At 73.6% G+C, this 13,137-nt stretch carries 13 protein-coding genes; 7 read left to right on the top strand and 6 right to left on the bottom strand.

Annotated features, from left to right (window positions below):
* Positions 1–148 precede the first annotated feature (148 nt).
* Positions 149–364, top strand: a complete 216-nt coding sequence (locus ACCP09_RS18510) for a dodecin (protein WP_027934654.1) — start codon at positions 149–151, stop codon at positions 362–364.
* Between the two features lie 719 nt (positions 365–1,083).
* Here ACCP09_RS18510 and ACCP09_RS18505 read toward each other — a convergent pair.
* Positions 1,084–1,500 carry a CBS domain-containing protein gene (locus ACCP09_RS18505; protein WP_027934655.1) on the bottom strand — a complete coding sequence of 139 codons (417 nt, stop codon included), beginning with the start codon at positions 1,498–1,500 and terminating at the stop codon, positions 1,084–1,086.
* A gap of 73 nt (positions 1,501–1,573) precedes the next feature.
* Here ACCP09_RS18505 and def point away from each other — a divergent pair, with 73 nt between their 5' ends.
* Positions 1,574–2,191: a peptide deformylase gene (def, locus tag ACCP09_RS18500; RefSeq protein WP_123685265.1), complete on the top strand. Its 618-nt coding sequence runs from the start codon at positions 1,574–1,576 to the stop codon at positions 2,189–2,191.
* On the opposite strand, the gene ACCP09_RS18495 is transcribed toward def, so the two are convergent.
* From ACCP09_RS18495 to ACCP09_RS18485, 3 genes are all read right to left on the bottom strand, one after another.
* Positions 2,163–3,530 carry a CHASE3 domain-containing protein gene (locus tag ACCP09_RS18495; RefSeq protein WP_433748229.1) on the bottom strand — a complete coding sequence of 456 codons (1,368 nt, stop codon included), beginning with the start codon at positions 3,528–3,530 and terminating at the stop codon, positions 2,163–2,165. The two genes, def and ACCP09_RS18495, sit on opposite strands and share 29 nt — an antisense overlap.
* 315 nt (positions 3,531–3,845) lie before the next feature.
* On the bottom strand, positions 3,846–4,250 hold the full coding sequence (locus ACCP09_RS18490; RefSeq protein ID WP_433748226.1) for a hypothetical protein: 405 nt from the start codon (positions 4,248–4,250) through the stop codon (positions 3,846–3,848).
* The gene (locus ACCP09_RS18485) at positions 4,235–4,774 is read right to left on the bottom strand and encodes a hypothetical protein (protein ID WP_433748223.1); all 540 of its coding nucleotides are present in this window, start codon (positions 4,772–4,774) and stop codon (positions 4,235–4,237) included. The genes ACCP09_RS18490 and ACCP09_RS18485 overlap by 16 nt, the downstream gene beginning before the upstream one ends.
* 511 nt (positions 4,775–5,285) lie before the next feature.
* Here ACCP09_RS18485 and ACCP09_RS18480 point away from each other — a divergent pair.
* Together ACCP09_RS18480 and ACCP09_RS18475 are read left to right on the top strand one after the other, a co-directional pair.
* Entirely contained in the window at positions 5,286–5,639 is a 354-nt protein-coding gene (locus ACCP09_RS18480; protein ID WP_378365401.1) for a YciI family protein, read from the top strand.
* A complete protein-coding gene (locus ACCP09_RS18475) occupies positions 5,636–6,826 on the top strand; it encodes an RNA polymerase sigma factor (RefSeq protein ID WP_433748219.1) in 1,191 nt (396 codons plus the stop codon). The genes ACCP09_RS18480 and ACCP09_RS18475 overlap by 4 nt, the downstream gene beginning before the upstream one ends.
* 10 nt (positions 6,827–6,836) lie before the next feature.
* Here ACCP09_RS18475 and ACCP09_RS18470 read toward each other — a convergent pair whose 3' ends face one another.
* Entirely contained in the window at positions 6,837–8,372 is a 1,536-nt protein-coding gene (locus ACCP09_RS18470; protein WP_123685268.1) for an alkaline phosphatase D family protein, read from the bottom strand.
* A 174-nt stretch (positions 8,373–8,546) separates the two neighbouring features.
* Between ACCP09_RS18470 and ACCP09_RS18465 the strand changes: the two genes are divergently transcribed.
* The 3 genes from ACCP09_RS18465 (at position 8,547) to ACCP09_RS18455 (ending at position 12,870) form a co-directional block, all read left to right on the top strand.
* A complete protein-coding gene (locus ACCP09_RS18465) occupies positions 8,547–8,924 on the top strand; it encodes a hypothetical protein (RefSeq protein ID WP_027934663.1) in 378 nt (125 codons plus the stop codon).
* A 64-nt stretch (positions 8,925–8,988) separates the two neighbouring features.
* Positions 8,989–9,981: an NAD(+)/NADH kinase gene (locus tag ACCP09_RS18460; protein WP_433748214.1), complete on the top strand. Its 993-nt coding sequence runs from the start codon at positions 8,989–8,991 to the stop codon at positions 9,979–9,981.
* 21 nt (positions 9,982–10,002) lie between these two features.
* Positions 10,003–12,870: a helix-turn-helix transcriptional regulator gene (locus ACCP09_RS18455; RefSeq protein ID WP_433748211.1), complete on the top strand. Its 2,868-nt coding sequence runs from the start codon at positions 10,003–10,005 to the stop codon at positions 12,868–12,870.
* On the opposite strand, the gene ACCP09_RS18450 is transcribed toward ACCP09_RS18455, so the two are convergent.
* Positions 12,867–13,079 carry a hypothetical protein gene (locus ACCP09_RS18450; protein ID WP_433748208.1) on the bottom strand — a complete coding sequence of 71 codons (213 nt, stop codon included), beginning with the start codon at positions 13,077–13,079 and terminating at the stop codon, positions 12,867–12,869. The genes ACCP09_RS18455 and ACCP09_RS18450 overlap by 4 nt on opposite strands.
* Positions 13,080–13,137: the final 58 nt, after the last annotated feature.

The raw sequence follows: 13,137 nt of genomic DNA, 5'->3' as shown, positions 1-13,137 counted from the left end.
ATGTTGAGGGTGGTGTTCGCCGGAAGGTGAGGTGGGTGGATGGCACGCAGGTGGGGGTGGGTGCGCGAGATCGGGAGTGGGATGCGGTGGCGGGCGTGGCGGGTGACAATGCCGGGGCCGGGATTCGCCTAGGGCAAGGAGGCCTGACATGGCCGGGCACACCTATCGCGTCACCGAGATCGTCGGCTCGTCCAGTGAGAGTTTGGAGGCCGCCATTCGTGGGGGGATCGAGCGTGCTTCGCAGACGTTGCGGGGGTTGGACTGGTTCGAGGTGACCGAAATACGGGGGCACATCGAGAACGGCGCGATCGGGCACTTCCAGGTCGGGCTGAAGGTCGGGTTCCGGCTGGAGGACGCGGACTGACCTGGCCAGGGCGCGCGCGGCGCCCAGCAGGGCGGCGCGGATACGGACCGTCCACTTGGGACTGCGGTGGGTTGTCGGGTTCATGCCGGCCACATTAGGGACGGGGACCGACAAAAACCTGTGCTGGGCGGAAAATCGCCACCCTATCGGGTCGAATTGGTTGAATCACCTGACTGGAGCAACAGGTATACCTGCGCGCGGGGCAGATCGGCTGGAACGCAGGGCGGCGCAACGCGGGGAGCGGGCGCCAACGACGAGGCGCAGAAGCCGGGAGCGGGCCTCAGCGACGCTAGCGCATAGTCGCTCGGGTGTCGCCGGGCTCCAGCGACGCAGGGCATAGCCGCGAGCGGGCCTCAGTGGGCTTCAGCGACGCAGCCCATAGCCGCGAGCGGGCCTCAGTGGGCTTCAGCGACGCAGCCCATAGCCGCGAGCGGGCCTCAGTGGGCTTCAGGGACGCAGCCCATAGCCGCGAGCGGGCCTCAGTGGGCCTCACCGACACGGCGCATAGCCGCGAGCGGGCCTCAGCGGGCCTCAATGACGGGGCGGAGAAGCCGGGAGCGGGGCCTCGCCGACACGGCACAAAGGCCGAGCGCGGGCCTCACCGACACAGCGCAAAGCCCGGAGCGGGCGCCAACGAACCAAGCGTTGAACGCCCCTCCGGGCGGGAACGACGAACCTAAAAAAGCCGAGGAATCTGCACAAACCCGATCGAACCGGCATCAATCGGCCGAAAGTGCCTGCAACAGGTCACCGATCTTGGGTTCGTCCAGCGACCTCGCCACGTCCGCCTGCGCGACGATCCCCACCAGGTCGTGGCCGTCGATCACCGGGAGCCGCCGGACCTGGTGTTGCGACATTGTGCGCAGGATCTCCTCCGCATCGTCGTCGGCGCCGATCGTGACCGCCTCGCCCTGCGCGAGCTCTCCGGCGTTCACGGCGCGCGGGTCCTTGCCCTCCGCCAGCACCTTCACCACGATGTCCCGATCGGTCAGCATGCCCTTGAGCCGGTTGTCCTCACCGCAGATGGGCATCGCCCCCACCTGCAGCTCCGCCATCCGCTTCGCGGCGTCGAGCACGGTGTCGCTGGTCCGCACGCACTCCGGTTCCGGCGTCATGATTTCGCGAGCCTTCGTCATCTCTGCCTGCCTTCAGATGCACTCGAACTGGGCACTCGCCGTCATACCCGCACCCGGTTGGTTTACTCGTCCCATGTCCGAGATCGAGGTCCACCACGACGTCACCACCGGCGGCGACCTGGCCCACCACTACGCCCGGGGCGAGTCCCGGCCCATCACCGTCGTCGGCAACCCGGTGCTGCACCAGCCGTGCGCCGACGTCACCGAGTTCGGCGACGACCTGGCCCAGCTGGTGTCCGACATGTTCGTCAGCATGCGCACCGCCAGCGGCGTCGGCCTCGCGGCCAACCAGATCGGCGTCCCGCTGCGCGTGTTCGTCTACCTGTGCCCGGAGAGCTACGCACGCAGCGACGGCGAGCTGTGGCACGCCGGCCACGTCGTGAACCCCGTCATCGAAGTCGCCGGCGACGAGACCGGCGCCCATCCCGAAGGCTGCCTGTCCGTGCCCGGCGCCAGGGCCGTCGTCGAACGCCCCGCCCAGGTCACCGTCCGCGGCTTCGACCTCGCGGGCAACCCCGTCGCCGTGCCTGGCCGCGACCTGCTCGCCCGCTGCTTCCAGCACGAGACCGACCACCTCAACGGCCGCCTCTACATCGACCACCTCACGCCGGAGGGCCGCGAGACCGCGCTGGCGGAGATGAGCGAACCGGCCTACCCGGTGGTCACAACGGACGCCGCCACTCGACCGTGACCCGGCCCGGCTCGCGGCACACGACCGCGTCCCCCGACACCTCCGCCAGCGCCAGCTCCACCCCGGCCACCTGCTCGTCCGGCACCGCGCACCGCACGCGCAGCAGGATCTCCTCGCCGGACAGCGCCAGCTCGACCTCCTCCGCGCCGCCGCCCGGCACCGCGGTGGCGCGCAGGATGTCCCGCAGCACCTGGGTGACCTCGGCGGTGACCTCCTCCGGCGGTTCGATGTCGAGGTCGCCGGTCAGGACGAGCCCCGGCGCGCGCCCGTGGGTCGTCTCCAGCTCCCCGACCACGTCGCTGACCTGGGCGCGCAGCGCCGGGCGGGTCCGCGTCGCGGCCGTGCCGTAGACGGAGCTCCGCAGCGCCGAGATCGTGCGGTCGATGCCGCTGATCGCGGTAGCCATCACCGGGCCGGACCGGGGGAACCGGGCGGCCGCGGACTGCAGGTCCAGCGTGATGCCGTAGAGCCGGCGGATCGCCGTGTCGCCGAGCGTGCGGGCGATCCGGTCGGTTTCCTCCAGCCGGGCGATCCGGTTCGCCGACGCCGCCACCTGTTCGGCTTCCGACAGGATCCGCACCCGCATGGCCTCGACCGCTTCGCCGAGCCGCACCACCTCCTCCGGCCCGGTGGCCTCGACCTCGCGGTGCAGGTCGCCGGCGGCCACCTCGCGCACCTGCGCCACCAGCCGGTTCAGCGGCGTGACGAGCGAGCGGCGCAGGATGACCACGCTCGCGATTCCCAGCACGAGCGCCAGCCCCACGCACAGCCCGGTGGTCAGGTTCGCGGTGGCGTTCGCGCGGCGCGACGATTCCAGCCGGGCCGCGATGAGCTGGTCGAGGTGGTTCCCCAGTGCGGCCAGACGTGCGCGCAGGGTGTCGGACAAGGCCTTGCCCAGCCGGCCGTCCGCCACGGTGCCGTCCGCGCGGACCTGCGCGATCGACGGCTCGGCCACCTGGGTGCGCCACTCGGCGCCCGCCGCGCTGACTTCGTCGAGGAGAGTGATCGATTCCGCGTCACCGGCCATCAGCCGCCTGAGGTCGTCCTCCGCGCCGGCGACCGCCGCGTGCCCCGTTTCGTAGGGTTGCAGGAATTGCGGATCGCGCGTCAGCAGAAAACCGCGCTCGCCCGTTTCCATGTCCACGTAACCCTTGCCGAGCGCGGCGACCGCGACTTGCGCCGGGCGCAGCGTGTCCCGCACCCGCGAACCGACGTCGGTCACGTGGACGCGGGCCGCGGTGGTGACGATCGCGGTGGTGGTGAGCAGCAGGAGCAACCCGCTCACGAGCAGGATCACCTGCCACCGCAAAGTCCGCGGCGGGAATCGCGGAATGGTCACGAAACACGATAACCCGCATCACCGGAAAACCGAGAGCGCCGTTTTCCCGCCATCACCGCGGCACCGGCCGCGGCGCCGATCGCCAATGCGATCGCGATCCGGTACGCGGCAGGCGCGCCCGCCGTCGAAGAACACGCCGCCGAGCAGCGCGACACCGAGCGTCGCGCCGAGTGCTGAACCGCGTTGAGCAATCCCGCGGCGGAACCGATCTCCGCCGGCGCACCGCGCGCAGCGCCGCGGTGAAGAACGCCGGGCTGAACAACCCGGCGCTGATTCCGATCACCCCCAGCGTGCCGAGGACAACGGCGTGGTCGCTCAGGCCCGCGACGAACACGGCACCAAACGTGAGCCCGGCGGCCCGCACTCCCGCGCCGGCGTCCAGCTGCTCGTGCAGGGCCAGGACCAGGGGCAGGCCCGAGGTGGCGGTGACGAACAGCGCCGAGGTGACCAGCGCGGCCGGGAACCATCGTCCGGCGGACAGGGACCGTTCGACGAGTGAGCACGGCTGCGGCGCTGGTGCAGCACGAGGACGACGAGCACGACCGCGCCGGCCGCGAGGAGCCGGTAGTCCGGAGTGGACAGTTGCGTCAGCGGCTGGACGAGCAGCCCGAGGCCGAGGACCGCGAGCACCGTGCCCGGCAGGTCCAGGCGCGGGCGGCTGGGCACGCGGTCCTCCGGCAGGCCACGGGCGAGCAGCAGCACGATCACCGACAGCGGCACGTTCGCCAGGAAGCCGACCGCGAGGTCCAGGCCGCGGTGAGCACGCCGCCGAGCACCGGCCCGTACACCGCGGCGAGCCACTTGACCGGGCCGATCGCGCCGAGCGCTCGGAACACGCCGGGCCGGTGACCATCGCGCGGATCAGCCCGATGGTCTGCGGGATGATCACCGCCGCGGACGCGCCCTGCGCGGCCCGGAACACGATCAACGCGCCGGCGTCCGGCGCGAGCGCACGCCAGCGAGGTGAGCAGGAACGCCGTCACACCGAGCCGGAACACCCGGCGGCGCCCGGCGAGGTCGCCGAGCCGCCCAGCGGTGATCAGCAGCGCGGTGAACGGCAGGGTGTAGGCGGCGCTGAACCACTGGACGTCCGCCACCGGGCCGGGCAGGCTGTCGTGCACGGCGGGCGCGGCGGCCTGGACGGAACCCGCCGGCACCCGCGGGCAGCAGTGGATCGTCCGGCTCACCGCGGCGCCGAGCACCGCGCACGACATCGCGCACGCGCTCGCGCGGCGCGACGACACGCCTGGGTGCGCTGACCTCGGGCGGCACGGTCGCGCGGCGGGTCGACGAACTCCGTGGGCGCGGCGCGTTGTTCTTCGACGTCGAGACCGACGACGCGCTGTTCGCAGGATCGGCGCGGTCTCCAGGTGCGTGATGGCGGGCAGCGCGAGCCGGGTCGTCAGAGACCCGTGCAGTGCGCCGGTGTCCGCGCACAACGCGATCGACAGCAGGTTGGTGCGCCCCGGACGCTGAAATCGGTGGCGCCGTTGGTCTCCCCGGCCGGCGCGGCTTCGGTCCGCGCCGGCCGGGGGCGGCCCGTGCGATAGCGGGCCCGCGCACGCGCGCCTCGGCGACCGGACCGGCGCGCGCGGTGTGGAGCCGGGCGCGGCGGATCGGGCGGGCATCGCGTGGAGTTTCGGTGCACTCCACTGTCGTCCGCGAACGGGCGCCCGTCAAAGTATTTTCCGGTGTGGTGTCGATCCGCGGGGACGCCGTTCGTGTAGAGGGTGGAAACCGACCCGAGGAGGGACCATGACCCACTACCTGCTCACGATCTACCAGCCCGACGGCGAGCCGCCCGCGCCGGAGGTCCTCGAGCCGATCATGAAGAACGTGGCGGCGTTCGAGGAGGAGCTGCGGGCCGCGGGCGCGTGGGTGTTCAGCGGCGGGCTGCACCCGCCGAGCACCTCGACCGTCCTCCGCGCGCAGGGCGACGACGTGCTCGTCACCGACGGGCCCTACCTGGAGGGCAAGGAGCATGTCGGCGGGTTCACCCTCATCCGGGCCGCCGACCTGGACGAGGCCCTGGTGTGGGGGCGCAAGGCCGCGCGGGCGGTCGGGCTGCCCATCGAGGTCCGGCCGTTCGTGGAGGAGTCCCTCGGTTGACCGAGGAGATCGCCCGCGTCTTCCGGGAGGAGTACGGGCGCGCGGTGGCCGTCCTGGTTCGCGTTTTCGGCGACATCGACATCGCCGAGGAGGCGGTCCAGGACGCGTTCACCACGGCTGTGCGGCGGTGGCCCGAGGACGGGATCCCGCCGAGCCCGGCGGGCTGGATCATCACGACCGCCCGCAACCGCGCCGTGGACCGGTTGCGGCGCGAGGCGATCCGCGACGACCGGCAGGCCCGCGCGGCCCTGCTGCACGCCCGCGACGAGCCGGTGGAGGAGGGTGCCGTGCCCGACGAACGGCTCCGGCTGATCTTCACGTGCTGCCACCCGGCGCTGGCCCCGGCCGCGCGGGTGGCGCTCACCCTGCGGTTGCTCGGCGGACTGACGACCGCCGAGATCGCGCGGGCGTTCCTGGTGCCGGAGAAGACGATGGCTCAGCGGATCGTGCGCGCGAAGGGCAAGATCCGCGCCGCTCGCATCCCGTACCGGGTGCCGGACGAGGCGGACCTGCCGGACCGGCTGCGGGCCGTGCTCGCGGTGCTGTACCTGGTGTTCAACGAGGGCTACACGGCCCGGCGCGAAGGCCTGTGCGCCGAGGCGATCCGGCTGACGCGGGTGCTGGCCGGGCTGATGCCGGACGAGCCGGAGGTGCTCGGGCTGCTGGCCCTGATGCTGCTGACCGAGTCGCGCCGTGCCGCCCGCACCGGTCCGGGTGGGGAGCTGGTGCTGCTGGCCGACCAGGACCGGAGCCGGTGGGACCGGGAGCTGATCGCCGAGGGGCAGGCACTGGTGCGCCGGTGCCTGCGGCGGGGGCGGCCGGGGCCGTACCAGATCCAGGCCGCGATCAACGCGGTGCACAGCGACGCGCCGACCGCCGCGGAGACCGACTGGCGGCAGGTGGTGGCGCTGTACGACCAGCTCATGGCGGTCGCGCCGTCCCCGGTGGCGGCTCTGCACCGGGCGGTCGCGGTGGCGGAGGTCGACGGTCCCGCGGCCGGGCTGGCGCTCGTGGAGCGCCTGCGGCTGACCGAGTACTACCTGTTCCACGCGGTCCGGGCGGACCTGCTGCGCCGCCTGGGCCGGCGGGACGAAGCGGCGCGGGCCTACGAGGAAGCCCTGCGGCGGACGGAGAACGCGCCCGAGCGGGAGTTCCTCACGCGCCGGCTGTGGGAGACCGGCGGGTGAGGAACCCCGGTCACACCTGCCGCGCCCCCGCGCGGCCGGCTTCGATGACGAAGCTCGCCCGGGTCTGGACGGGCGCGCCGGGGCGCGTCACGTAGTCCACGATGCGGTAGTCGGCGGTCCAGGAGTCCCGCGTGATCGTGTTCCGCACATAGCCGCGCTTGCGGTTGATGAACTTGATGTGCGGGTTCTCCGCGAGCTGCACGCGGTCACCGGAGTTCTGGTCGGTCCCGTCGCCGCCGGAGGAGATCGACGTGCCCACCAGCTCCGTCGCGACCGTCGCCGACGCCGGGTCCTCGAAGTCGGCCTTCACGTCCGCCACGTAGTTCGCGTGCACGTCCCCCGTGATGACCACCGGGTTGCTCGCCTGCGCCAGCTTCGAGCGCACCAGGTTGCGCTCCACGTAGTAGTTGTCCCAGGCGTCGTCGCTGAACGAGTCGGCCGTGCCGGACGTGAAGTCGCGCTGGGCGAAGAACACCTGCTGCGCCAGGACGTTCCACCGCGCGGTCGGGCCGGACAGGTTGCGCAGCAGCCACTCCTTCTGCTGCGCGCCCAGGATCGTGCGCGACGGGTCCAGCCGCGCGTCGCCCGCGACCTGGTCGTCGCGGTACTGGCGGGTGTCCAGCAGGTGCACGTCCACCAGGTCGCCGAAGGTGAGCCTGCGGAAGATGCGGATGTCCGGCCCGGACGGGCGCTGGGCGCGGCGCAGCGGCATGTGCTCCCAGTACGCCTGGAACGCCTGCGCCCGCCGCTGCCGGAACACGGCCGGGTCCTGGTCGGGCTCGGTGTCGGGCTGGGAGATGTCGCCCGCCCAGTTGTTCTCCACCTCGTGGTCGTCGAACACGACCGCCCACGGGAACGCGGCGTGCGCGGCCTGCAGGTCCGCGTCGCCCTTGTACTGGGCCAGCCGGACGCGGTAGTCGGCCAGGTTGAAGGTTTCCGCGGCGGGGGTGTGCCCGCGGCCGATGCTGCCCTGCCCGTTGCCCTCGTAGATGTAGTCGCCGAGGAACGCCACCAGGTCCAGGTCCTCCTGGGCGAGGTGGGCGTGCGCCGTGTAGAAGCCGTCCGGGTAGTTCTGGCAGCTGGCGAACGCGAACGAGAACCTGTCCAGCCGCGCGCCCGGCCGCGGCGCCGTCTTCGTGCGGCCGACCGGGCTGATCTCGTTGCCCACGCGGAAGCGGTAGAAGTACTCGGCGCCGGGCTGCAGGCCGGACACCTCGGCGTGCACGGTGTGCGCGGACTCCGGCCGCGCGATCTCGGCGCCCGCGCGCACCACGTGCCGGAACCGCTCGTCCGCGGCGACCTGCCACTCGACGGGCACGGCCTTCGACGGCATGCCGCCCAGGCCGTCGGCGGCCAGCGGCTCCGGCGCGAGCCGCGTCCACAGCACGACGCCGTCGGGCAGGGGGTCGCCGGACGCGACGCCGAGGGTGAACGGGTCGCGCACGGGGCTGGCGGAGGCGGTGCCCCAGCCGGCGAAGGCAGCGGCGCCGAGCGCGGCGCCACCGGCGATCAGGACCTGACGGCGGGTGGGGGAGAGGTCGGTCATGCGTCACCTTTTCGGGGGTTCGGGAGGAAAGGCGCGCACACGCTAAGCACCCCGGGTGGCCGCTGCCCGAATCCCTGGTGGACGGGACATTGATGATCGTGCTTGTCACATCACGGTTCGATCACCCCGGGTAGCGCACTGCCCCGAACGGACGATCAGCTGGTTGTGCGACTGATGATCGAGGTGGCCGTGCTGATACTGGCCGTGGCGACGGCGTTCTGGTTCGGCCGCCGGTCGGCCTTGCCCCGCCGTGTCGGTGAGCCGGCGCCCGCGTTCCGCCTCGAGGCCCAGCCGCAGCAGTGGTACCGCCTCACCAACACCGGCCCGGTCCTCGCCACCGGGGTCCGCGTCGACTTCGGCGACCGCTACGACCGCGCCCTCACCCGCCGCCTGCCCGACGTGCTCGACCTCGGGCCGGGCGAGTCCGTCACCTTCCTGATGCTGGGGACGTGGGCGACCCCGCGGCCTGCCGAACTGCGCGTGAGCTGCGCCGAACTGCCCAAGCCCGCCCTCGTTGCGGTGCCCGAAGGCGCCGAGCCGCTCGCGTCCTGACCCGCCGGTACTAGCTTGGTACCGAGGAGGCCGACGTGGAGTGCCTCCGGTCGCGAGGAGGGACATGGCTTCCGTTTCCCGGATCGGCCTGGTCGTGCACGGCGGCAAGGAGGCCGCGCGGCGCACCGCGGGCGAGGTCCGCGCCTGGGCGGCCGCCCGCGGCATCCCGTGCACCGACATCGACGTCTGGGACGACTTCGACGGCCACCGGCGGCACGCCAAGGAGGAGGCCGAGCGCGCGGGCAACCCGGACCTGATCGTCACCGTCGGCGGTGACGGCACCTTCCTGCGCGGGGTGCGGGTCGCGGCGCCGGTCGGGTCGCTGGTGCTCGGCGTCAACGTGGGCCGCGTCGGGTTCCTCACCGAGGTCGCCACCGAGGACGTGGTCGCCGCGCTGGACGCGGTCGACGACGGCGCCTTCCAGGAGGACTCGCGAATGACGCTCACCATGTGCGCGTCCCGGCCGCTGAGCATCCCGAAGGGCATCGAGCCGATGCTGCGGTACGGCCGCGGCCCGGCGCTGCCACCGCCCAACACGCGGCGGGCCCCGTCCGACGGCGACGGCATCCAGCTGGACGTGCTGGGCCTCAACGACATCGTGGTGGAGAAGCTGGCCCGCGACCGGCAGGCGAGCCTCGCGGTGTACGTCGACGGGCGGCAGTTCGCCGTCTACTCGACCGACGCGTTCGTCGTGGCGTCCTCGACCGGATCGACCGCCTACAGCTTCTCCGCGGGCGGCCCGATCGTCTCGCCCGGCCTGGACGCGCTGGTGTTCACGCCGGTCGCGCCGCACATGGTCTTCAACCGCAGTGTCGTGCTGGCGCCGCAGCAGCGGGTCGGCATCCGGGTGCTGGAGCAGTCCGGGGAGGCCGCGGTGAGCGTGGACGGGCAGCTGCGGGGCGTGCTGGAGCCGGGCGACTGGATCACCGTGCAGGCGGCGAGCCGGCGCGCGCGCCTGGTCCGCCTCGACGAGCCGGACTTCCTGTGCCGGGTGCGCGACCGCTTCGGGCTGGCCGATTCGGTCGCCGCCCTCGCGGACGAACGGCCCCCGCGCTGACCGTCCGTGGGAGCATGAGGTGTGCCTCGCCTCGACACCGCGATCCCGCTGATCGGCCGCGCTCCCGAGCTGGACACCCTGCGTGCCACGCTGGACCGGGCCAGGGCGGGCCAGGCGGGGGCGGTGCTGCTGGCCGGTGACGCCGGAGTCGGCAAGTCACGGCTGCTCGGTGAGCTGGTCGCCGGGGCCGACGGGGTGACCGTGCTGTCCGGGCGTTGTCTCGACGTCGGCGAGGCGGGGTTGCCGTACCTGCCCTTCGCCGAGGCGCTGGGCGGGCAGCGGGCGGCGGCGGAGCAGTGGCCGGTGCTCGGGCGCCTGCTGCCCGGTCTCACCCAGCCCGAGCCCGTCGACCAGGCGGTGGAACGGCTGCGGCTGTTCGACGCGGTGCACGCGCTGCTGGTGGAGCTCGCCGCGCGCGGCCCGGTGCTGCTCGCACTGGAGGACCTGCACTGGGCCGACGCCTCGACCAGGGACCTCGTGTTGTTCCTGCTGTCCCGGCTGGACACCCAGCGGCTGCTGGTGGTCGCCACCTACCGCACCGACGACCTGCACCGCCGCCATCCGCTGCGCCCGCTGCTGGCGGAGGTGTCGCGGCTGCCCGCGGTGGCCCGGGTCGAGCTGGCCCCGCTCGGCGCGGCCGACACGGTCGCGTTCGTGTCCGCGCTCGCCGACGGCGCGTTGCCGGACGCCACCGTGCGCACCGTCGCGGAACGCTCCGAGGGCAACCCGTTCTTCTGCGAGGAACTGACCGCTGCGGTGCGCCGGGGGGCGAACCTGCCGGACGGACTGGCCGAGCTGCTGCTGGCGCGCGTGGAACGGCTCAGCCCCGAGGCGCAGCGCGTGGCCCGCGCGGTCTCCGGCGCGACACAGCTCGTCGCGCACGCCAGCCTGCGCACGGTCTGCGGGCTGGACGAGGACACCCTGGAAACCGCGTTGCGCGAGGCCGTGCTGCACAACGTCCTCGTCGCCGCGGAGGACGGCTACGCGTTCCGGCACGCGTTGCTGCGCGAAGCGGTCTACGACGACCTGCTGCCCGGGGAGCGGGTCCGCCTGCACGCCGCGTTCGCCCGCCTGGCCGCGGAGAACGGCACCGCGGCCGCGCTCGCGCACCACAGCTTCCGCAGCCACGACCTGCCGACCGCGCTCGCCGCGTCGGTGCGGGCCGCGGACCAGGCGGCCGGGATGCAGGCGCCGGGCGACGCGCTGCACCACCTCGAGCAGGCGCTGCAGCTGTGGGAGGCGGTGGACGAGCCGGAGCGGATCAGCGGACGGGACCAGCTGGCGCTGCTGCGCTCGGCGGCCGCGATGGCGGACACCGCGGGCGAGGCCGACCGCGCCGTGACCTACGCCCGCTCGGCGGTGAGCGAGGCGGACCTGCGCGACGACCCCGAGCTGGCCGCCGACACGCGGCACCAGCTCGCGATCGCGTTGATCCCGTTCGACGTGCACCGCGGCGAGGTGTCCAAGGCCGTCGCCGAGGCGTGGGAGCTGGTGCGCGACCGCCCGGCGAGCGTCGTGCGCGCCCGGGTCCTCGCGCTGCGCGCCCGCGCCTGGGTGTGGGGCGTGCCGGACGTCGACGTCGACGAGCTGCGCGGCCACGTCCAGCAGGCGATCGCCGACGCGCGTGCGGCCGGGGCGCCCGAGGTCGAGGCCGACGGGATGGTCACGCTCGCCGCGTTCGAGGACTGGCAGGGCAACGTCGAGCTGTCCACGCGCCTCGGCCTGGCCGCAGCGGAGCGCGCGGCCGAGATCGGCGCGGTCCGGGTGGAGCTGCGGGCGCTGCACAACGTCACCTGCAACCTGCTGGTGAGCGGGGACCTGCCCGGTGCGGCGCGGATGGCCGCGCGGGCGTGGCAGCGCGCGGAACGGGCCGGGCTCGGCTGGAGCAACGTCGGCGTCGAAGCTCGCACGAGCGAGCTGTTCGACCTGTACGTGCTCGGGGACTGGGACACCGCGCTCGCCCGCGCCGAGGTGCCGGGCGCGCCGCGGTTCGCGCGGGCCAGGGTCGGGTCGTACTCCGCGCCGATCCTGGCCGCGCAGGGGCGGTTCGCCGAGGTCGAAGACCTCGCGGCGCGACTGGCCGACCAGCGCGACGACGCGCGCACGGGCGTGCTGCTGGGGATCGCGCTCGCCGAGGCCGCCCAGTGGCAGGGCGACGCCGAGCGGGCCGTCGCGGAGATCCGGACCGTGGTCGAGCGGCTGCATGCGCTGACCCGGTCCAGCCTCGCCGACCTGCGGTGGGCGGTCGTCACCGGGGTGTCCGCGCTGGCCGACCTCGCCGAGGAGGTCCGGCGCCGCGGCGGGGACGCCGGTGAGCTGGTCGCCCAGGGCGAGGAGCTGGCCGCCGCCGGGGAGCCGGTGTCGTCGGTGCAGGTCCGGCTGGAGGAACGCAGCCCGGACACGCGCGTGCCGACCGCCCGGCTCGCCGCGGAGCTGAACCGCTTGCGCGGCGCCGACGACCCGGCCGCGTGGGCGGTCGCGGTCGAGGAGGCCGCGCCCCTGCCGTACTGGCAGCTGCTCGCCCGCTGGCGGTGGGCCGCGGCCCTGCTGGCGCACGGCGAGCGGGACGCGGCGGCCGAGCAGGTCCGGCTGGTGCGCGACGCCGCGACCGAGCTGGGCGCGGAACCGTTGCGGTCCGCGGTGGCGGACCTGGCCCGGCGCGGCAGGCTGACCGCCGCGGCTGCGACCGCCGACGACGTGCTGACCCCGCGCGAGCGGTCCGTGCTGGAACTGGTCGCGGGCGGGCTGACCAACCGCCAGGTCGGCGAGCGCCTGTTCATCAGCGAGAAGACCGCGAGCGTGCACCTGTCGCGCGTCATGGCCAAGCTGGGCGCCGGGAGCCGCGCCGAGGCGGTTTCCCTGGCGCACCAGCGTGGTCTGCTCGGTTAGGGCTTGTCGCCGAGGGGGTTGAGGTTCTCCGCCTTCCCGCCCGCCGCGAAGACCAGCAGGTCGGCCATCGTGCAGCCGCCCTGCCGCGCGCCGAGCGCAGGCTGCCAGCCCGGTTCGTTCAGGATCGAGTAGCGGCTCGCCTCGATGCAGCGGTGGAACACCTCGGCGACGATCCGCTCGCCGACGCCGTTCAGGCGCCCCTCGTGCACCTCGGCCTCACGCAGGACGTAGAACCAAAGCGGCGTGTTGGCGACCAGCTCGTCACGC

It is taken from the genome of Amycolatopsis sp. 3B14, assembly GCF_050958625.1.
Taxonomy (GTDB): domain Bacteria; phylum Actinomycetota; class Actinomycetes; order Mycobacteriales; family Pseudonocardiaceae; genus Amycolatopsis_E; species Amycolatopsis_E thermoflava.
This window is presented reverse-complemented; position numbering and strand designations above follow the sequence as displayed.